This window comes from Mesorhizobium sp. WSM4848 (assembly GCF_055811375.1).
On sequence record NZ_JBVVPX010000012.1, the window covers coordinates 138,503 to 156,251 of the forward strand.

General features: G+C 62.3%; 20 protein-coding genes. 11 read left to right on the forward strand and 9 right to left on the reverse strand.

The genetic code is table 11. The features are described from left to right. Positions 1 to 40 precede the first annotated feature (40 nt). Positions 41 to 943, forward strand: a complete 903-nt coding sequence (locus AC0L16_RS14125; protein ID WP_473621444.1) for a LysR family transcriptional regulator — start codon at positions 41 to 43, stop codon at positions 941 to 943. Positions 944 to 1,201: 258 nt separating this feature from the next. Here AC0L16_RS14125 and rpsI read toward each other — a convergent pair whose 3' ends face one another. From rpsI to AC0L16_RS14150, 5 genes are all read right to left on the reverse strand, one after another. After that, positions 1,202 to 1,684, reverse strand: coding sequence for a 30S ribosomal protein S9 (gene rpsI, locus AC0L16_RS14130; protein ID WP_027155304.1), 483 nt, complete (start codon positions 1,682 to 1,684; stop codon positions 1,202 to 1,204). A gap of 1 nt (position 1,685) precedes the next feature. Continuing rightward, a complete protein-coding gene (rplM, locus tag AC0L16_RS14135) occupies positions 1,686 to 2,150 on the reverse strand; it encodes a 50S ribosomal protein L13 (protein ID WP_473621446.1) in 465 nt (154 codons plus the stop codon). Between the two features lie 271 nt (positions 2,151 to 2,421). Continuing rightward, positions 2,422 to 2,820 carry a type II toxin-antitoxin system HicB family antitoxin gene (locus AC0L16_RS14140; RefSeq protein ID WP_473621447.1) on the reverse strand — a complete coding sequence of 133 codons (399 nt, stop codon included), beginning with the start codon at positions 2,818 to 2,820 and terminating at the stop codon, positions 2,422 to 2,424. Between the two features lie 19 nt (positions 2,821 to 2,839). Next, positions 2,840 to 3,031 (reverse strand): type II toxin-antitoxin system HicA family toxin, encoded by a 192-nt coding sequence (locus AC0L16_RS14145; RefSeq protein WP_077372441.1) that lies wholly within the window; start codon positions 3,029 to 3,031, stop codon positions 2,840 to 2,842. A gap of 50 nt (positions 3,032 to 3,081) precedes the next feature. Then, positions 3,082 to 3,537 (reverse strand): PaaI family thioesterase, encoded by a 456-nt coding sequence (locus AC0L16_RS14150; protein ID WP_473621448.1) that lies wholly within the window; start codon positions 3,535 to 3,537, stop codon positions 3,082 to 3,084. A gap of 131 nt (positions 3,538 to 3,668) precedes the next feature. Here AC0L16_RS14150 and AC0L16_RS14155 point away from each other — a divergent pair, with 131 nt between their 5' ends. From AC0L16_RS14155 to AC0L16_RS14175, 5 genes are all read left to right on the forward strand, one after another. After that, a complete protein-coding gene (locus AC0L16_RS14155; protein ID WP_473621449.1) occupies positions 3,669 to 4,490 on the forward strand; it encodes an enoyl-CoA hydratase in 822 nt (273 codons plus the stop codon). Between the two features lie 14 nt (positions 4,491 to 4,504). Then, positions 4,505 to 4,927, forward strand: coding sequence for a VOC family protein (locus AC0L16_RS14160; protein WP_473621450.1), 423 nt, complete (start codon positions 4,505 to 4,507; stop codon positions 4,925 to 4,927). Between the two features lie 106 nt (positions 4,928 to 5,033). Continuing rightward, on the forward strand, positions 5,034 to 5,555 hold the full coding sequence (locus AC0L16_RS14165) for a CoA-binding protein (RefSeq protein ID WP_473621452.1): 522 nt from the start codon (positions 5,034 to 5,036) through the stop codon (positions 5,553 to 5,555). A gap of 187 nt (positions 5,556 to 5,742) precedes the next feature. Continuing rightward, positions 5,743 to 7,023, forward strand: coding sequence for an O-acetylhomoserine aminocarboxypropyltransferase (locus AC0L16_RS14170; RefSeq protein ID WP_473621453.1), 1,281 nt, complete (start codon positions 5,743 to 5,745; stop codon positions 7,021 to 7,023). 22 nt (positions 7,024 to 7,045) lie between these two features. Then, the gene (locus AC0L16_RS14175; protein ID WP_473621455.1) at positions 7,046 to 7,396 is read left to right on the forward strand and encodes a cupin domain-containing protein; all 351 of its coding nucleotides are present in this window, start codon (positions 7,046 to 7,048) and stop codon (positions 7,394 to 7,396) included. On the opposite strand, the gene AC0L16_RS14180 is transcribed toward AC0L16_RS14175, so the two are convergent. Then, a complete protein-coding gene (locus tag AC0L16_RS14180) occupies positions 7,386 to 8,654 on the reverse strand; it encodes a cytochrome P450 (RefSeq protein ID WP_473621456.1) in 1,269 nt (422 codons plus the stop codon). The two genes, AC0L16_RS14175 and AC0L16_RS14180, sit on opposite strands and share 11 nt — an antisense overlap. A 271-nt stretch (positions 8,655 to 8,925) precedes the next feature. Between AC0L16_RS14180 and AC0L16_RS14185 the strand changes: the two genes are divergently transcribed. Continuing rightward, positions 8,926 to 10,026: an NAD(P)/FAD-dependent oxidoreductase gene (locus tag AC0L16_RS14185; protein WP_473621470.1), complete on the forward strand. Its 1,101-nt coding sequence runs from the start codon at positions 8,926 to 8,928 to the stop codon at positions 10,024 to 10,026. Here AC0L16_RS14185 and AC0L16_RS14190 read toward each other — a convergent pair. Beyond that, positions 10,023 to 10,616: a hypothetical protein gene (locus tag AC0L16_RS14190; RefSeq protein ID WP_473621457.1), complete on the reverse strand. Its 594-nt coding sequence runs from the start codon at positions 10,614 to 10,616 to the stop codon at positions 10,023 to 10,025. The genes AC0L16_RS14185 and AC0L16_RS14190 overlap by 4 nt on opposite strands. Before the next feature lie 328 nt (positions 10,617 to 10,944). On the opposite strand from AC0L16_RS14190, the gene clpP reads away from it, so the two are divergent. The 4 genes from clpP (at position 10,945) to AC0L16_RS14210 (ending at position 16,448) form a co-directional block, all read left to right on the forward strand. After that, positions 10,945 to 11,574 carry an ATP-dependent Clp endopeptidase proteolytic subunit ClpP gene (gene clpP / locus AC0L16_RS14195; RefSeq protein WP_473621458.1) on the forward strand — a complete coding sequence of 210 codons (630 nt, stop codon included), beginning with the start codon at positions 10,945 to 10,947 and terminating at the stop codon, positions 11,572 to 11,574. 293 nt (positions 11,575 to 11,867) lie between these two features. Beyond that, positions 11,868 to 13,142, forward strand: a complete 1,275-nt coding sequence (clpX, locus tag AC0L16_RS14200) for an ATP-dependent Clp protease ATP-binding subunit ClpX (protein ID WP_027155315.1) — start codon at positions 11,868 to 11,870, stop codon at positions 13,140 to 13,142. Positions 13,143 to 13,465: 323 nt separating this feature from the next. Next, complete coding sequence (gene lon, locus AC0L16_RS14205) at positions 13,466 to 15,877, forward strand: endopeptidase La (RefSeq protein WP_473621459.1); 2,412 nt, start codon at positions 13,466 to 13,468, stop codon at positions 15,875 to 15,877. 298 nt (positions 15,878 to 16,175) lie between these two features. Next, the gene (locus AC0L16_RS14210; protein ID WP_023798342.1) at positions 16,176 to 16,448 is read left to right on the forward strand and encodes an HU family DNA-binding protein; all 273 of its coding nucleotides are present in this window, start codon (positions 16,176 to 16,178) and stop codon (positions 16,446 to 16,448) included. Positions 16,449 to 16,526: 78 nt separating this feature from the next. On the opposite strand, the gene AC0L16_RS14215 is transcribed toward AC0L16_RS14210, so the two are convergent. Further along, positions 16,527 to 17,549, reverse strand: a complete 1,023-nt coding sequence (locus tag AC0L16_RS14215; RefSeq protein ID WP_473621461.1) for an aldo/keto reductase — start codon at positions 17,547 to 17,549, stop codon at positions 16,527 to 16,529. Beyond that, positions 17,546 to 17,749, reverse strand: a 204-nt coding sequence (locus tag AC0L16_RS14220; RefSeq protein WP_473621462.1) for a hypothetical protein, incomplete at its 5' end; no start/stop codon positions are given. The genes AC0L16_RS14220 and AC0L16_RS14215, both read right to left, overlap by 4 nt.

A 17,749-nucleotide genomic window follows, 5' to 3' on the forward strand; every position in this document is an offset into this window, starting at 1 on the left:
ATCCGGTACAATCCGCACGGGTTGTGCGGGATTTCGAACAGTGAATGTCCAACTCGGTGATCTGAATGCCTTCCTGGCGGTGGCACGCGCCGGCGGTTTTCGCGAGGGCGCTCGTGCAAGCGGCGGCAGCGCGTCGGGTCTGAGCGAGGCGGTGCGCCGGCTGGAGACTCAACTCGGCGTCCGGCTGCTCAATCGCACGACACGCAGCGTCGCGCTGACCGACGCGGGTGTCGGCTTGCTGGCGCGGCTCGGCCCGGCCCTGAACGAGGTCGAGGCAGCACTTGACGTGGTGAACGGTTTTCGTGACCGGCCAGCAGGTACGCTGCGCCTCAACGTGCCAGTCAGCGCGGCGCGGCTGGTGCTGCCCAGCATTGTTCCGCGTTTCCTCGCTGCCTATCCCGGCATCCGGCTGGAGGTGATCGCCGAGGAGAGCTTTGTCGACGTCCTGGCGGCCGGCTGCGACGCCGGCATCCGTTACGACGAGCGGCTGGAGCAGGACATGATCGCGGTGCCGATCGGACCGCGCCTGCAGCGCTTTGCCACCGCCGCCAGCCCTGCCTACCTTGATCGCCATGGCCGGCCGCAACACCCGCGCGACCTGCTCGGCCAAGCCTGCCTGCGCGGCCGCTTCGCCAGCGGGGCGATGCCGCCATGGGAATTCGAGCGTGCCGGCGAGGTGGTGCGGGTCGATCCGACGGGGCCGCTTCTCGTGAGCTTGGGCGGTGCGGCTGATCTCGCCGTCGATGCCGCCATCGCCGGTACCGGCATCGTCAGCCTGTTCGAGGACTGGCTTCGCCCTCACTTTGAGAGTGGTGTGCTCGAACCCGTCCTCGAACCTTGGTGGCAGAGCTTCCCCGGGCCGTTCCTCTATTATCCCGGCCGGCGTCTTGTGCCGGCGCCGTTACGGGCGTTTGTCGATTTTATCAGGGACAGCCGAACCTGAGGTCTGCGCCAGGCATGAACTGCGCCCGGCGCCGTCACCCCATCGAGGGGAGGTAGGGGCGTCGCGCTTTACATTCGGACCATCGTTCCGTCACCCAGCCGGCTTTTGCAGACCGTTCGGCGAGCGGGAAACTGCCGCGACCTTCTACCTCCCCTTGATGGGGAGGTCGCGCCGCAGGCGCGGGTGGGTGATGGCTCGGCACACAAAGAAAAGGCCGCCCGGAGGCGGCCTTTTCGACTGTCTGAAGCTGCGCAGCGCTTAGCGCTTCGAGAACTGGAACGAGCGGCGGGCCTTCGCCTTGCCGTACTTCTTGCGCTCGACGACGCGGCTGTCGCGGGTCAGGAAGCCGCCCTTCTTGAGCACGCCGCGCAGCGCCGGCTCGTAATAGGTCAGCGCCTTGGAGATGCCGTGGCGCACCGCACCGGCCTGGCCGGAAAGGCCGCCGCCGATGACGGTGGCGACGATGTCGTACTGGCCGGCGCGGTTGGCGGCGATGATCGGCTGGTTGAGGATCATCTGCAGGACCGGGCGCGCGAAATATTCGGCGAACACCTTGTCGTTGACGACGATCTTGCCGGAGCCGGGCTTCACCCAGACACGAGCGATGGCGTTTTTGCGCTTGCCGGTGGCATAGGCGCGGCCCGACTTGTCGAGCTTCTGGACATGGACGGGTGCAGCCGGCTGCGTATTGGTGTTGCCGGTGGCAGTTCCGAGTTCTGCGAGCGAGGAAAGCTCAGCCATTTTACGAAACCTTCTTGTTCTTGGCGTTCAGCTTGGCCACGTCGAGCGTGACGGGCTGCTGGCCGACATGCGGATGTTCCGTGCCTGCATAGACGCGGAGATTCTTCATCTGGCGACGGCCGAGCGGACCACGCGGGATCATGCGTTCGACGGCCTTCTCGACGACACGCTCGGGGAAACGGCCCTCGAGCAGCTGGCGCGCGGTGCGCTCCTTGATGCCGCCAGGGTGGCCGGTGTGCCAGTAATAGACCTTGTCGGTGAATTTCTTGCCGGTAAACACCACCTTGTCGGCATTGATGACGATGACGTTGTCGCCGTCGTCGACATGCGGGGTGAAGGTGGGCTTGTGTTTGCCGCGAAGATGATTGGCGATGACAGTGGCGAGACGGCCGACGACGAGACCCTCGGCGTCGATCAGCACCCACTTCTTCACCACATCCGCAGGCTTCTGCGAAAAGGTTGCCATGGATTGTTGCTTTCGGTTCGGACCTTCCCCGTCGTCAAACGACAAGGAAAGGCGTTTCTTGTTGCTTGGATCGACGCCAAGCGCTCGCCCGCCGCCAATAACAAAACGGCGGCCTTTGCGGGCCGCTGTTCCGTGAAGGCTTATAGGCGAGGGGGGGCGTCACGTCAAGGCGAACTAAAAGACGAGTAGCGCAGAAAGACATGCAAAAACAAAGGCTTGAATGGAAGGTATTATTTTACCACATCGATGTTGTCATTACCTGCGGCCAGCCTTAGTGCTTTGCCTCGATTTCCTTGCGGGCCGCGCTGGAGAGGAACGCAGATCGGGTTATGCCGCGTTCGCGCGCTGCCATGTCGATCGCCCGCAAAACGCCGCGCTCGAACGTCACATTTGCCCTGACGACTGCGCTGTCATTATCGATGAGCGGCACCGAGACCAGATAGGCTCCTTTAGCGAGCGCGTTGCGTATGTCCGCAAGCGCGACAATCGCTTCGTGGTTGGACGGCTCTGGAACGGGCATATCCTCTGACCACAATTGCAGGGCTTCAACGGCATTGGGCACGATGTCTTCCGCCGCGTCCGCAGCCGAAAAGCAGCCGGGAATGTCCGGAAAGCGGATGCCGAACGCGCTATCGGGATCTTTGTCGACCAACGCGAAATAGTTCTTCATTTGCAATCTCCAGGACGCTTCAGCTCGTCCTTATCCAGCCTGCCTGCTTGGCGATCGCGCGAGCGGTACCGGTTGGCAGATCCTTCTCGGGATGCGGAACGATCAACACAATCTCGCCCCTTCGGAATTTGTGATGCGAGCCGCGTACGGAAATCAGTTCGAAACCATCGTCTTTGAGACGCTTCACGATCTTGCGGCTGTCACGTTCCAGCAAAGGTCACCTATGCGCACATATATACACATCAACCGGAAATGCAATTGTCAAGATGGCGACCGCTTCGGCGGGATCGAATAGGTTCCCGTCGCGTGCGCCACCGTATGTCCGTCCGGTCCGGCGACGATATCGATTTCGAACACCATCAGGCTCTTGCCCAGTTTCAGGATGCGGCAATGACCGTCGATCGGTCCGGCCTCGGCCTTGCGGACGAAATTAATGGTGAGGTTGGTGGTCACCGAAAGCGCATCCGGCCCGGCATGTGAAAGCACGCAGACATAGCCGCCTATGTCGGCCAGAGTGAACAGCGACGGGCCCGACACGGTTCCGCCGGGGCGCAAATGCCGCTCGTCGGCATTCAGGCGCACCGTGCAGCCGCCCGCAAACACGTCGGTCGCCTCGTAGAAGGTGAACTGGTCGTTGAGCTGCGGGTAGACGGTCTCCATCAGCGTATTGACTTGCGCCGCAGTCAGCACCGGCTTGAGATTGTTTTGGGCAGGCATTGGCGGTTTCCTGTATGTGCCGTGGCCTGAGAAAACACGCCTTAAGCCTGTTCTTCAATCGGCGGCGTGCTAGTTCTTTTGTTCCATGGCCCGCGAATCCGATGCCGCTGGCCAATGAAGAGGTTTGGAAAATGGCTGAAATCGTCGCCATCAAGCCGGCTGTTGCCGAAGGTCCTGTTGTCACGAGGCTGGACAAGGGCGTGCTCCGCCTCACGCTCGACAATCCGCCGGCCAATGCCCTGTCGCTGGCGGTCATGGCGGCGCTGACGGCGGAACTCGACCGCGCCAAATCAGACAGATCCGTCCGTGTCATCGTCCTGGCGGCAGCCGGCAAAGTGTTCTGCGCCGGACACGACCTCAAGGAAATGACCGCGCGCCGCGGCGATGCCGATCGCGGCAAGGCGTTCTTCGAGGAGACGTTTTCCGCTTGCGCGGCACTGATGCAGGCGATCGTGCGCCATCCCAGGCCGGTGATCGCCGAGGTCGATGGCCTGGCGACGGCGGCCGGGGCGCAACTGGTCGCGAGCTGCGATCTGGCGATCGCCTCGCACGAGGCGACCTTCTGCACCCCCGGCGTCAATATCGGCCTGTTCTGCTCGACGCCGATGGTGGCGCTGTCGCGCAACGTTTCGCGCAAGCATGCGATGGAGATGCTTTTGACCGGCGAGACCATCGATGCGGCGACGGCAAAGGAATTCGGCCTCGTCAACCGCGTCGTGCCGCGTGAATATCTCAATCAGATTGTCGCCAAATACGCGCAAACCATTGCCGCCAAATCGTCTTTGGTCGTCAAGACCGGCAAGGAAGCCTTTTACGCGCAGGCCGAAATGGGGTTGGCCGACGCCTATGCCTATACCGGCCGCGTCATGGTCGACAACATGCTGGCACGCGATGCGGAAGAGGGCATCGGCGCCTTCATCGGCAAGCGCAAGCCGGAATGGACGCAGGAATAGGACGGAGAATAGACATGGAGCCTCGCATCTCCATCATCACCATTGCCGTCGACGATCTTGAGCGCGCCACGCGCTTCTACGAGGCGATGGGCCTCACCCGCCATGCCGGCATCACCGAGGGCGTCGCCTTCTTCCAGATGGGCGGCGTCATTCTCGGGCTGTTCCCGCGCGAAAGCGCCGAAGCGGATGCAGGCATTACTTTCGGTAAGGCGCCGTCGACGATTTACCTCGCCTACAACACCCGCTCCGAAGCGGAGGTCGATGACGTGCTGACGATGGCCGAGAAGGCCGGCGGCCGCATCGTCAAGCCGGCCGGCCGCGCCTTCTGGGGCGGCTGGTATGGCTATTTCGCCGACACCGAAGGGCATGTCTGGGAAGTGGCGCACAATCCGGCTTTTCCGATCGCGGAAGACGGCAGCATCTCGCTGCCGGGTTGAGCGCGTTTCCCACCGCTTTCGACGATACCGATCATTTCCGCATGATGCGCAGTTTCTGCAACGGTCCGGATGGTTTTCTCGCCGAAGCTCTGTATGAGGACGAGGCATGAACCATGACGCCTACGACAATGCCTATATCGCCGACATCCTCAATTCGGTGAAGACCATCGCCATGGTCGGTGCGTCCGCCAACGATGTGCGGCCGAGCTACTTCGTTCTGAAATACCTGCTGGGCAAGGGGTTTTCGGTGTTCCCGATCAACCCCGGCCAGGTCGGCAAGGAAATCCTTGGCCGGATGACCTATGCCAGGCTCGCCGATATTCCCGAGCCGATCGACATGGTCGACGTGTTTCGCGGCTCGGCGGCGGTGCCGGGCGTCGTCGACGAGGTCTTGCGGCTCGATCCGTTGCCGAACGTCATCTGGATGCAGCTTGGCGTGCGCCATGACGAGGCAGCCGCACGCGCCGAGGCCGCCGGCATCAAGGTGGTGATGAACCGCTGCCCCAAGATCGAATATGGCAAGCTGTCGGGCGAGATCGGCTGGACCGGCGTCAACTCAGGCGTGCTGTCGTCCAAGAAGCCGCTGATGCGGCCGGGATTCCAGAGTTTTGGCGTCCGCCGGAAGTAGGTGGTGAATGGTGAATAGAAGGATTTTTCTGGAAGGCGGATAAAGCGACATATGAGCCGCTTGCAATCAGGATGGGGCTGGCCGACCTTGCCTTCACCATTCACCATTCACCATTCACCATTCACCATTCACCATTCACCATTCACCCTTCACCCTTCACCCACTCAGCACTCAGGGGAGATCTTCGATGACCCGCACGCCCGGTTTCAATACGCTCGCCGTCCATGCCGGCGCCAAGCCCGATGCGGCGACCGGCGCGCGTGCCACGCCGATCTACCAGACGACCTCCTTTGTCTTCGATGATGCCGACCATGCCGCCTCGCTATTTGGGCTGAAGGCGTTCGGCAACATCTACACCCGGATCATGAACCCGACGCAGGCGGTGCTGGAAGAGCGTATCGCGGCACTCGAAGGCGGCACGGCGGGGCTGGCGGTGGCGTCGGGCCATGCAGCGCAGGTGCTCGTGTTCCACAACCTGATGCAGCCCGGCGACAATTTCGTCGCCGCGACAAGGCTTTACGGCGGCTCGATCAACCAATTCGGCCACGCCTTCAAGAATTTCGGCTGGCAGGTGCGCTGGGCCGACACCAACGACATCTCGACCTTCGAAAGCCAGATCGACGAAAAGACCAAGGCGATCTTCATCGAGAGCCTGGCCAATCCGGGCGGCGTCTTCGTCGACATCGAGAAGATCGGCGACATCGCCCGCAAACACGGTCTGCCGCTGATCGTCGACAACACGCTGGCCTCGCCCTATCTGGTGCGGCCGATCGAGCATGGCGCCGACATTGTCGTGCATTCGCTGACCAAGTTCATCGGCGGTCATGGTAATTCGATTGGCGGCGCCATTGTCGACGGCGGTACCTTCGACTGGTCGAAATCCGGCAAATATCCGATGCTGTCGGAGCCGCGCCCCGAATATGGCGGCCTCGTCCTGCACGAAACTTTTGGCAATTTCGCCTTCGCCATTGCCGCGCGCGTGCTCGGCCTGCGCGACATGGGCCCGGCGATCTCGCCCTTCAACGCGTTCCTGATCCTGACCGGGCTGGAAACCCTGCCGCTCAGGATGCAGCGCCATTGCGACAATGCGGTCACCGTCGCCGCGCGGCTGTCCAACCACCCCAAGATCGCCTGGGTGTCCTATCCCGGCCTGCCCAGCGACAACAACAACGCGCTGCAGAAGAAGTACTCGCCGCTTGGCGCCGGTGCGGTGTTCACCTTCGGCCTGAAGGGCGGCTATGCGGCGGGCATCAAATTCGTCGAGGCACTCGAACTGTTCTCGCACCTTGCCAATGTCGGCGACACCAAGTCGCTGGTCATCCATCCTGCATCGACCACGCACCGGCAACTGTCCGACGAACAGAAGGTCGCCGCAGGCGCTGGGCCGGATACGGTCAGGCTCTCGGTCGGCATCGAGGATGTCAACGACATCGTCGCCGATCTGGAACAGGCTCTCGCCAAGGTCTGACCCCCGCTGGAAAGGAGTCCCCGTGACCGAGCCAAAATTCCTCTCCCTCGGTGTCGACAGCGTCGAACCGGAACCTGGCGCGCCGGCGCCGGATCGGCTGATCTCGGGCGATCCAAAATTCCGCACCTGGAATGTCGAGGAATGCGACGGCGGCCTCTATGCCGGCATCTGGGAGGCGACGCCGGGCAAATGGCGCATCGAATACGACGAGTGGGAGTTCTGCCACATTCTTTCGGGCGTCTCGGTGATTTCAGAGGAGGGCGGCGAGGCGCGCACCGTCAGGGCCGGCGACAGTTTCGTGCTCAGGCCGGGCTTTAAGGGAAGCTGGGAAGTGCTTGAAACAACACGCAAGGAGTATGTGATCAAGCTTTGATCATTGTTCCAGTGTGCACGGCGAGCCTTTCCAGCCCGTGGAAATGATAGGTGTCGCGAAAACGCGACTGTTCGGCCAGATGCAGCCGCGGCAGCCGGTCGAACAAGGTTTTCAGCGACACCTGCAATTCGAGCCGGGCGAGCGGCGCGCCGATGCAGAAGTGGATGCCGGCGCCGAACGAGACGTTCTTCTGGTCGGCGCGATCCGGCCTGAAGGCGAGGGGCTCGGCAAACGCCGCCGGGTCGTGGTTGGCCATGCCGAGCAGCAGGCCGATCGTCTCGCCCGGCCGCACCAGAATGCCTGGAACGACCTCGATCTCTTCATAGGCACAACGCGTGAACATGTGCAGCGGCGCGTCGAAGCGCAGGCATTCCTCGACCGTGGCGGCGGTCGTTTGCTGCGAGGTGAAGAAGCGGCGCGGGTCGCCGCCTTGCGCGAGGACCGCGCGCACCGCATTGCCGGTCTGGTGGACGGTCGCCTCGTGGCCGGCATTGAGCAGCAGGATGGCCGAGGACACCAGCTCGTCCTCCGAGAGTCTTTGGCCATCGTCTTGCGCCGAGATCAGCAGCGACAACAGATCGTCGCCGGGTTTCTTCCGTCGTTCAGCGACATAGCCGCGCAAAAAATCCGAAAAATCATGTGCTGCGCGATTGGCCGTCTCTTCCGTTTCGCGGGTGCGGCCGTGCATGTACATGGCGACCATCTGATGCGACCAGTCGAGGAGTTGCGGCCCCATCTCGACCGGCACGCCGAGCATTTCGGCAATGATGGTGATCGGCAAAGGCGATGCGAAGGCTGGCAGCAGGTCGACCGGGCCCGGCTCGAAACGGTCGATCAGCGCGTTGGCCAGCGCCTCGACGCGCGGCCTCAGCCGCTCGACCTGACGCGAGACGAAGGCGCGGTTGACCAGCGTTCTGAGCCTGGTGTGAACTGGCGGTTCCAGCTCCAGCATCGAATTGGCCTCGATGCCGTCGAAGGCGCTGAGATGGGTGCGGTCCCGGCCGAGGCCGCTTCTGTCAGGGATGCCGGCCGGGTTGTGGCGGCCGAAGCGGCGGTCGCGCAGCAGCCGGCCGACGTCGTCGAAGCCGCCAAAGCACCAGAAGCCGAACTCTTCCCAGAAGAAGATATTCGATGCGCCATGCATGAAGGCATAGGCCGCATAGGGGTTCTGGAAGAAATCCGACTCGTGCGGGTCCAGTCGCACATGGCGGGTGGCCGGATCGAAGGCCAGGTAAGTTGGTGGCACCAAATCGGTCATTGTGGATCATTAGCGCATGACCCCGAAAACCGGAATCGGTTTTCGCTGGGGATCATGCGCAGATTCAAGCGTCCTTTGCGCGTCCACCGACGCGCGGCGCTCCAAGGCTTGCCAGCTTGGCGCCAGGCCGTATGTTGGCGCCCGGTGAGCCGATGCATGTCGCCCAAAAGCATGCCCTCGGGCCTGACCCGAGGGTGTGAAGCGGTTTTGGGACAACGACATGCACAAAAAGTGTTGAGCCAGCCGGCGCGGCTGCGGAAAGACTGACTTGATGAATGTGATCGTGGTTGGCGCAGGCATTGCAGGGCTGTCGACGGCCTGGTCACTGGTCAAGGCCGGGCACCGAGTCTCGATCGTCGAGCAGGGACCGATCCCCAATCCGCTTGCCGCCTCGGGCGACCATCACCGCATCATCCGCCGCGCCTATGGCGCAGCCTCGGGTTATGGCCGGCTGATCACCGAAGCCTATGCGGCCTGGGACGAGATGTGGGCCGATCTCAGCGAGAACCATCTCGACCCGCGCGGCTTCATCTGCATTTCGCGCGAGCCGGGAGACGAAGCCGAGGAATACCGCGAGGGCATGGAAGCCGGGAACTACCCGATCGAACTGTTCGAGCCGGACGCCGCGGCCGAACGCTGGCGGTTCCTGCAGCCCGGCTCGTTCCGCTACGCGTATTTCTCGCCGGAGGGTGGCGCGCTGCATTGTCGCAAGATTGCCTCCCGCCTCGCCGAATGGCTGCGGGCAAACGGCGCCAATGTCTACGAAAACAGCAAGGTGACGGAGGTCGACGCTGAGGCTGGCCGCCTTGTGCTTGAAAGCGGCGAGACGATGCAGGCCGACCGCATCGTCGTCGCCGCCGGCGCCTGGGTGCTGAAACTGTTTCCGGAGCTGGGCGGCGACCTGAAGACCTGGCGCACCGCGCTCGCCTATGTCGAACCGCCGGCGGATCTGAAAGCGGCATGGCATTCGGCCCCGGTCATCCTCGATGTCGGCGGCGCGATCGATGGCTACGTGATCCCGCCGTCCGGCGGCGCCGGCATGAAATTCGGCTCAGGGCTGCACAGGGTGCCGACCAGCGATGCCGACTGGAACCGGCAGCCGGTGGCGGGCGAGGGCGAGGCGATCCGCGACCTGTTTTCGCCGCCGATCGCCCGTGTCGAAGAATACAAGGTCACCGAGGTCGTCACCTGCGCCTACACCTTCACCGCCGACGAAAAGTTCCTGGCGCATGAGAAGGGCAAATGCCTTGTCATCTCGGCCTGCTCCGGCCACGGCTACAAGTTCGGCGCAGCGGTCGGCAGGCGTGTCGCAGAGACCGTCGGCAATGGCGACGTCAGCGGCTTGAAGGCGTGGCTGCGGGCGGAAGCCTAAAACCGGCAGCGGCGTGCAATGCGCACCTGCCGCCAGCGCGACGAGCCCTCGCGGACCAGAACCCGGCGCGCCATCGTCTGGTAGGTGGCGGGAAAATTGACGATCCGCCACTGCTCCGGCTGCACCAGAACCTCTTCGGCGACGCTCTCATACTCGGCGGGACCGACGACGCGTCGTTGGCGCTCCGGCTGCACCACCACGGTCTCGGCCACCCGTTGATAGCGCGCCTTGTGCCTGATCTTGCACAGCACCTTGCGGCCGTTGATGACGCGCCATTCCCAGGAGTAGCCGCCGTCATCGACCTTCACCGAGCGGTAGATGGTGCGGGTGATGGCAGGTACGATCTCGTAGCTGACACGCGCCGGTGCGATCTGCACCACGCGCTCGCGCGTCCCGTAGATCGCGGGAACATACTCCACCTGCTGGCCGGCCGGGCTGACGAGCACGTTTTCGTAGACTGTTTCGTAGACGGCCGGCTTGTTGACCTGCTCGTAGCATTCGACGGGGCGCCCGCCGGCGGCAGCCATTTCGGACACCATGCCGAGAACGGCGAGGCTGGCGATGGCCGAGGAAGCGGTTTTCCTGATCATGGCACTCCCCCTGTTGAACCTTCAGTTCAAGCTCAACGTTGAATTGTAGGGGAAGCCGTATCGCGGGAAAGCAGTTTCGAGATATTTCGACGCGGTTAAGAAATTGCTACCCCGCCGCGCCACCTTAAGAGCAGCAGAAGGCTGCCGGCGCAGCTTCGGGCGAATTCTGTGCAGAAAGCTTGATTCGACTTAACCGGATGGCTAGGAGGGGCAGCCTTGCGCTAGGGTGAGCCGACACCCTATTTACAGGGATAACGATCCAGAACCGATTCTGCCCGACTTGCTAATCTCCCGGCGCCGGAATCCCATCTTCAATAAGGGATAGTCCATGAAGAACCCCATCGAAACCTACATGAACCTCGTTCCGATGGTGGTCGAGCAGACCAATCGCGGCGAGCGGGCCTACGACATTTTCTCGCGGCTCCTGAAAGAGCGCATCATTTTCATCACCGGTCCGGTCGAAGACGGCATGGCGACGCTGGTGTGCGCGCAGCTCCTGTTCCTCGAAGCGGAGAATCCGAAGAAGGAAATCAACCTCTACATCAATTCGCCCGGCGGCGTCGTCACCTCGGGCATGGCGATCTACGACACCATGCAGTTCATCAAGCCGGCGGTGGCGACGCTGTGCATCGGCCAGGCCGCCTCGATGGGCTCGCTGCTTCTCACCGCCGGCGAGAAGGGCATGCGCTTCGCCACGCCGAACGCCCGCATCATGGTCCACCAGCCTTCCGGTGGTTTTCAGGGCCAGGCTTCTGACATCGAGCGCCACGCCCAGGACATCATCAAGCTGAAGCGGCGTCTCAACGAGGTCTATGTCAAGCACACCGGCAAGAGCTACGACGAGATTGAAAGGACGCTCGACCGCGACCACTTCATGACCTCCGACGAGGCCAGGGATTTCGGCCTCATCGACAAGGTCATTTCGTCGCGCGAGCCGATCGAGGGTCTTGCCACATAGCCCGGTGGCAGTTGGATGGTGGGAAAACACGCTTTTGATGCCGCTTGCGGCATTTCGGCCACAATTGGCTGTTCCCTCGACGGGAGCGATTGCCTACGTTAAGCCTATCTTGATTTTCGACGGCTTAGCTTTGTGCGGGGTTGATGCGAATCATTGCGACGTTTTCTGATATGTGTTTCGTATGGAATGCGTTGCGGGAGCCGGACTACTGGCGGCGGCGATTTCCCGCGATAGATTGAGTTATGCGCCCTTTCAACCAGACCATCGGCGGGCGGCTATGAAAGGACATGAAAATGAGCAAGGTCGGCAACAGCGGCGGTGATTCCAAGAACACGCTTTATTGCTCGTTTTGCGGCAAAAGCCAGCACGAAGTGCGCAAGCTGATCGCCGGCCCGACGGTGTTCATCTGCGACGAATGTGTCGAGCTCTGCATGGACATCATCCGCGAGGAGAACAAGACCTCGATGGTGAAGTCACGCGAGGGCGTGCCGACCCCGCAGGAGATCCTCAAGGTTCTCGACGACTACGTCATCGGCCAGCCCTACGCCAAGCGCGTGCTGTCGGTGGCCGTCCACAACCACTACAAGCGCCTCGCGCATGCCGGCAAGAACAACGACGTCGAGCTGGCGAAGTCCAACATTTTGCTGATCGGCCCGACCGGTTGCGGCAAGACACTGCTGGCGCAGACGCTGGCCCGCATCATCGACGTGCCGTTCACCATGGCCGATGCGACGACGCTGACCGAGGCCGGCTATGTCGGCGAGGATGTCGAGAACATCATCCTGAAGCTGTTGCAGTCGGCCGACTACAATGTCGAGCGTGCCCAGCGCGGCATCGTCTACATCGACGAGATCGACAAGATTTCGCGCAAATCGGACAATCCCTCGATCACCCGTGATGTGTCGGGCGAGGGTGTGCAGCAGGCGCTGTTGAAGATCATGGAAGGCACGGTCGCGTCCGTGCCGCCGCAGGGCGGCAGGAAGCATCCGCAGCAGGAATTCCTGCAGGTCGACACCGCCAACATTCTGTTCATCTGCGGCGGCGCCTTCGCCGGGCTGGACAAGATCATCTCGGATCGCGGCCGCAAGACTTCGATTGGCTTCGGCGCCACCGTCGCGTCGCCCGAGGATCGCCGCACCGGCGACGTTTTCCGTCTGGTCGAGCCCGAGGATCTGTTGAAGTTCGGCCTCATTCCCGAGTTCGTCGGCCGTCTGCCGGTCCTAGCAACGCTGGAGGACCTCGACGAGCCGGCGCTGATCCAGATCCTGACCGAGCCGAAGAACGCGCTGGTCAAGCAGTACCAGCGGCTGTTCGAGATGGAGAATGTCGACCTGACCTTCCACGAGAATGCGCTGTCGGCGATCGCCAAGCGCGCCATCGAGCGCAAGACCGGCGCGCGCGGCCTGCGCTCGATCATGGAGGCGATCCTGCTCGACACGATGTTCGAGCTGCCGGCGCTGGAAGGCGTGCGCGAAGTGGTTATTTCGGAAGAGGTGGTGTCCGGCAACGCCAGGCCGCTCTACATCTATTCCGAGCAGAAGGAAAAGAAGGGCAACGTCAGCGCCTGACGTCAGCCCTTTGGTGGAGTTCTTCAACGGCGCCGCAAGGCGCCGTTTTGTCGTTTGCGGATGGGCAGGCTATGATGGACGGCCCGACTTGTGATGAACGGATTGTGACTTGTGATGAACGGATTGTGACGGATTGGATGAACGGTTTCTTGTCGACCCTTGATCTTTGCCTCGCGTGCCTCCAACTAACGGTGGAAGGCCGTGGCGCCGAATTCTGTGCTGTAAAACTCCCGTCACAAACGGTGGTAGGCGGAACCATCCCCGGTCGTTAATATGAGATTCGCGGTTGGCCGATTGGCGGTCGCGACATGAAAGGTTGGACAATGGCCAAAATATCCAAGGCTCCCAGCGACGGCGTCTTCGCAGTCCTCCCACTGCGCGACATCGTGGTGTTCCCGCACATGATCGTTCCGCTCTTCGTTGGGCGCGAAAAGTCGATCAAGGCGCTGGAAGAGGTGATGGGTCAGGAAAAGCAGATCCTGCTTGCGACCCAGATGAATGCCGCCGATGACGATCCCGAGTCCGATGCGATCTTCGACATCGGCACGCTCGCCAATGTGCTGCAGTTGCTGAAGCTGCCGGACGGCACCGTCAAGGTGCTGGTCGAAGGCGCCTCGCGCGCGAAAATCGTTTCGTTCACCGACCGCCCCGATTTTCACGAGGCCCGCGCCGCGGCACTGGTCGAACCGGATGAGGAAGAGGTCGAGGTCGAGGCGCTGGCCCGTTCCGTCGTCACCGACTTCGAGAACTACGTCAAGCTGAACAAGAAGATCTCGCCCGAAGTGGTGGGTGCCGCCAGCCAGATCGACGACTATTCCAAGCTCGCCGATACGGTCGCCTCGCATCTTGCCATCAAGATCCCCGAGAAGCAGGAGATGCTGGCCACGCTTTCGGTCAAGGAGCGGCTGGAAAAGGCGATGGGCTTCATGGAAGCCGAAATCTCCGTCCTGCAGGTCGAGAAGCGCATCCGTTCGCGCGTCAAGCGCCAGATGGAGAAGACGCAGCGCGAATACTACCTCAACGAGCAGATGAAGGCGATCCAGAAGGAGCTCGGCGAGGGCGAGGACGGCCGCGACGAGGCCGCCGAGATCGAGGCGCGCATCAAGAAGACCAAACTCTCCAAGGAGGCCCGCGAAAAGGCGGAAGCCGAACTGAAGAAGCTGCGGACGATGTCGCCGATGTCGGCTGAATCGACCGTCGTGCGCAACTATCTCGACTGGATCCTGTCGATACCGTGGGGCAAGAACTCCAAGGTCAAGCAGGATCTGGCCTTCGCGCAGAACGTGCTCGACACCGACCATTTCGGCCTCGACAAGGTCAAGGACCGCATCGTCGAATATCTCGCCGTGCAGAGCCGCCAGAAGAAGCTGAAGGGGCCGATCCTGTGCCTCGTCGGACCTCCCGGCGTCGGCAAGACCTCGCTCGGCAAGTCGATCGCCAAGGCGACCGGCCGCGAGTTCATCCGCATGGCGCTTGGCGGCGTGCGCGACGAGGCCGAGATCCGCGGTCACCGGCGCACCTATATCGGCTCGATGCCCGGCAAGGTCATCCAGTCGATGAAGAAGGCGAAGAAGTCCAACCCACTCTTCCTGCTCGACGAGATCGACAAGATGGGCCAGGATTTCCGCGGCGATCCGTCGTCGGCGTTGCTCGAGGTGCTCGATCCCGAGCAGAACTCGACGTTCATGGACCACTATCTCGAGGTCGAATACGACCTGTCGAGCGTGATGTTCGTGACGACGGCGAACACGCTGAACATCCCGGCACCGTTGATGGACCGCATGGAGATCATCCGTATCGCCGGCTACACCGAGGACGAGAAGATCGAGATCGCCAAGCGCCACCTGATGCCCAAGGTGATCCGCGATCACGCGCTGCAGCCGCAGGAGTTCTCCGTCGGCGAGGACGCGATCCGCGGCATCATCCAGACCTACACCCGTGAAGCGGGCGTCAGGAGCCTGGAGCGCGAACTGATGAAGCTCGGCCGCAAGGCGGTGACCGAGATCCTGAAGACGAAAAAGAAGACGGTCGACATCACGGCGGACAATCTCGCCGATTACCTTGGTGTTCCGCGCTTCCGCTTCGGTCAGGTCGAGGCCGACGATCAGGTCGGCGTTGTCACCGGGCTCGCCTGGACGGAAGTCGGCGGCGAGTTGCTGACGATCGAAGGCGTCATGATGCCCGGCAAGGGCCGCATGACGGTGACCGGCAATCTGCGCGACGTGATGAAGGAATCGATCTCGGCGGCGGCCTCCTACGTCCGCTCGCGGGCCCTCGATTTCGGCGTCGAGCCGCCGCTGTTCGACAAGCGCGACATCCACGTCCACGTGCCCGAGGGCGCAACGCCCAAGGACGGACCGTCGGCGGGTGTGGCGATGGCGACGGCGATCGTCTCGGTGCTGACCGGCATCCCGGTCAGGGCCGACGTGGCGATGACCGGCGAGATCACGCTGCGCGGCAGGGTGCTGCCGATCGGCGGGCTCAAGGAGAAGCTGCTTGCAGCGCTGCGCGGCGGCATCAAGAAGGTGCTGATCCCGGAAGACAACGCCAAGGATTTGGCGGAGATTCCGGACAACGTGAAGAGCGGTATGGAGATCGTTCCGGTCGCGCGGGTCGGCGAAGTCTTGCGCCACGCGCTGGTGCGTATGCCGGAGCCGATCGAGTGGATCGAACCGGTCAATGCGCCGACTGCGGTGGATGCCGGAGACGACGCCGGCAAGTCACTTGCCCATTAGAGCGCCGCGCGTCCAATTGGACGCGCAAAGGACGCTCTAACGCTATTGAGTCTATGCGTGATCCTTTCCGAAAACCGAAACCGGTTTTCGGGGTCACGCATTAGCACGTGCTAAAGTTGCAATGCACAACGGAGAGCCGGGCCTGGCGCCCGGCTTTTTGATGTGAAAAACCCCGGAATTCCGGGGTTTTTTCGACTCTTTTGACGCTTTTCGACTTGGTTGCGGAAGCGCTTCTTTCTAAAGTCCGTTTCCTGCCGGATGAGTCGTACGTTCCGGTTTCTCATGGAAGGGAATTTTTATGAACAAGAACGAACTGGTGTCCGCTGTCGCCGATGCCGCGAGTATTTCGAAGGGTGACGCGCAGTCGGCTGTCGATGCGGTGTTCTCCGTCATCACCGGCGAACTGAAGAAGGGCGGCGATGTCCGGCTTGTCGGCTTCGGAAATTTCACGGTGTCAAAACGCGCTGCCTCGACCGGCCGCAATCCGCAGACCGGCGCGGAAGTGCAGATTCCGGCGCGCACCGTGCCGAAGTTTTCGGCCGGCAAGGGCCTCAAGGACGCAGTCAACTAAGCGGCCTTCTCACCCTTCTCAGCGACCAGAAAAGCCGGGCATGCCCGGCTTTTCTTTTGCGCCTACTCGGCCAGCGGTCTATGCCGTCGGTGCATCGGCGCGCATCAGCCCTTCCTTTTTGAGATCGGCCCACAGTGCCGATGGCAGCTTCGCGTCGAGCAGCGACCGGTTGCTTTCGACCTCGCTCGGCCGCTGGCCGCCGGGGATCACCGACACGACCGAAGGGTGCAGCAGCGGAAATTGCAGCGCCGCCTCGATCAGCCGCGCACCGTGGCGTTTGCAGACAGCCTCGATACGCGTGACGCGGTCGATGATGTCCTGCGGCGCCTCGGTATAATTGTAATAGGCGCCGGGCTTCGGACCGGTTGCCAGGATGCCGGAATTGTACGGCCCGCCGAGAACGATGCCGATGCCGCGCTTCTGGCATAGCGGCAGGAAGGATTGCAGCGCCTCCTGTTCCAGCAGCGTATAGCGCCCGGCAAGCAGGAACAGGTCGAAGTCGCCGCGCTCGGCAAGCGTCTGGGCAACCTGCCATTCGTTGATGCCGCCGCCGAACGCCTTGATGACGCCCTGGTCACGCAGGGACAGCAGCCCGTAATAGCCCGAGCGCATGAACTCCTCGATGCGCTGGTCCGAGGCCTCCTTGCTGCCATGGGTGAAGACGTCGACGTCATGCACGAAAAGAATGTCGATGCGGTCGACGCCGAGGCGTTCCAGCGAGGCTTCGAAGGAGCGCATGACGCCGTCATAGCTGTAGTCAAAAACCTCGCGGCGCGACGGCGTGTCGAAGAACTTGCCGATGCCGGTGCGCTGGTCCGGCGGGCAGGGGCGCATGATGCGGCCGACCTTGCTCGACAGCACATAGTCGTCGCGCTTTTTCGAGCGCAGGAACGGATTGAGCCGCGTTTCCGACAGGCCAAGCCCGTAGAGCGGCGCGGTGTCATAGTAGCGGCAGCCGACCCGCCACGCGGCCTCCAGAGTGGCGTTGGCATCCTCATCGGAGACGGCGCGATAGAGATTGCCAAGCGGCGCCGTGCCGAAGCCAAGTTCCGTGAACGCAATGCCGCCATTGCCGATGCGGTCGAAATGCCGTGTCTTCATATGCTGCCGTTTTCCTCATTTAACCTGGCGCGGTTCTTCCTTCTCGCCTTGTGGGAGAAGGTGGCCGAGCGGAGCTCGGTCGGATGAGGGGTGTTCCAGCTTGGCACGGACGGCGATCCTTCCAACACCCCTTGTATCTGCACGGAAGGTTTTTTGTGCGATGTAAGCGACTGAGCCTCGAACCAGATGGCCATCCGGTT

Coding starts and splice junctions, on each gene's coding strand:
- rpsI (WP_027155304.1), bottom strand. CDS start 1,684: ATGGCTGAGCTTTCCTCGCTCGCAGAACTCGGAACTGCCACCGGCAAC.
- rplM (WP_473621446.1), bottom strand. CDS start 2,150: ATGGCAACCTTTTCGCAGAAGCCTGCGGATGTGGTGAAGAAGTGGGTG.
- AC0L16_RS14140 (WP_473621447.1), bottom strand. CDS start 2,820: ATGAAGAACTATTTCGCGTTGGTCGACAAAGATCCCGATAGCGCGTTC.
- AC0L16_RS14150 (WP_473621448.1), bottom strand. CDS start 3,537: ATGCCTGCCCAAAACAATCTCAAGCCGGTGCTGACTGCGGCGCAAGTC.
- AC0L16_RS14155 (WP_473621449.1), top strand. CDS start 3,669: ATGGCTGAAATCGTCGCCATCAAGCCGGCTGTTGCCGAAGGTCCTGTT.
- AC0L16_RS14160 (WP_473621450.1), top strand. CDS start 4,505: ATGGAGCCTCGCATCTCCATCATCACCATTGCCGTCGACGATCTTGAG.
- AC0L16_RS14165 (WP_473621452.1), top strand. CDS start 5,034: ATGAACCATGACGCCTACGACAATGCCTATATCGCCGACATCCTCAAT.
- AC0L16_RS14170 (WP_473621453.1), top strand. CDS start 5,743: ATGACCCGCACGCCCGGTTTCAATACGCTCGCCGTCCATGCCGGCGCC.
- AC0L16_RS14180 (WP_473621456.1), bottom strand. CDS start 8,654: ATGACCGATTTGGTGCCACCAACTTACCTGGCCTTCGATCCGGCCACC.
- AC0L16_RS14185 (WP_473621470.1), top strand. CDS start 8,926: ATGAATGTGATCGTGGTTGGCGCAGGCATTGCAGGGCTGTCGACGGCC.
- AC0L16_RS14190 (WP_473621457.1), bottom strand. CDS start 10,616: ATGATCAGGAAAACCGCTTCCTCGGCCATCGCCAGCCTCGCCGTTCTC.
- clpP (WP_473621458.1), top strand. CDS start 10,945: ATGAAGAACCCCATCGAAACCTACATGAACCTCGTTCCGATGGTGGTC.
- clpX (WP_027155315.1), top strand. CDS start 11,868: ATGAGCAAGGTCGGCAACAGCGGCGGTGATTCCAAGAACACGCTTTAT.
- lon (WP_473621459.1), top strand. CDS start 13,466: ATGGCCAAAATATCCAAGGCTCCCAGCGACGGCGTCTTCGCAGTCCTC.
- AC0L16_RS14210 (WP_023798342.1), top strand. CDS start 16,176: ATGAACAAGAACGAACTGGTGTCCGCTGTCGCCGATGCCGCGAGTATT.
- AC0L16_RS14215 (WP_473621461.1), bottom strand. CDS start 17,549: ATGAAGACACGGCATTTCGACCGCATCGGCAATGGCGGCATTGCGTTC.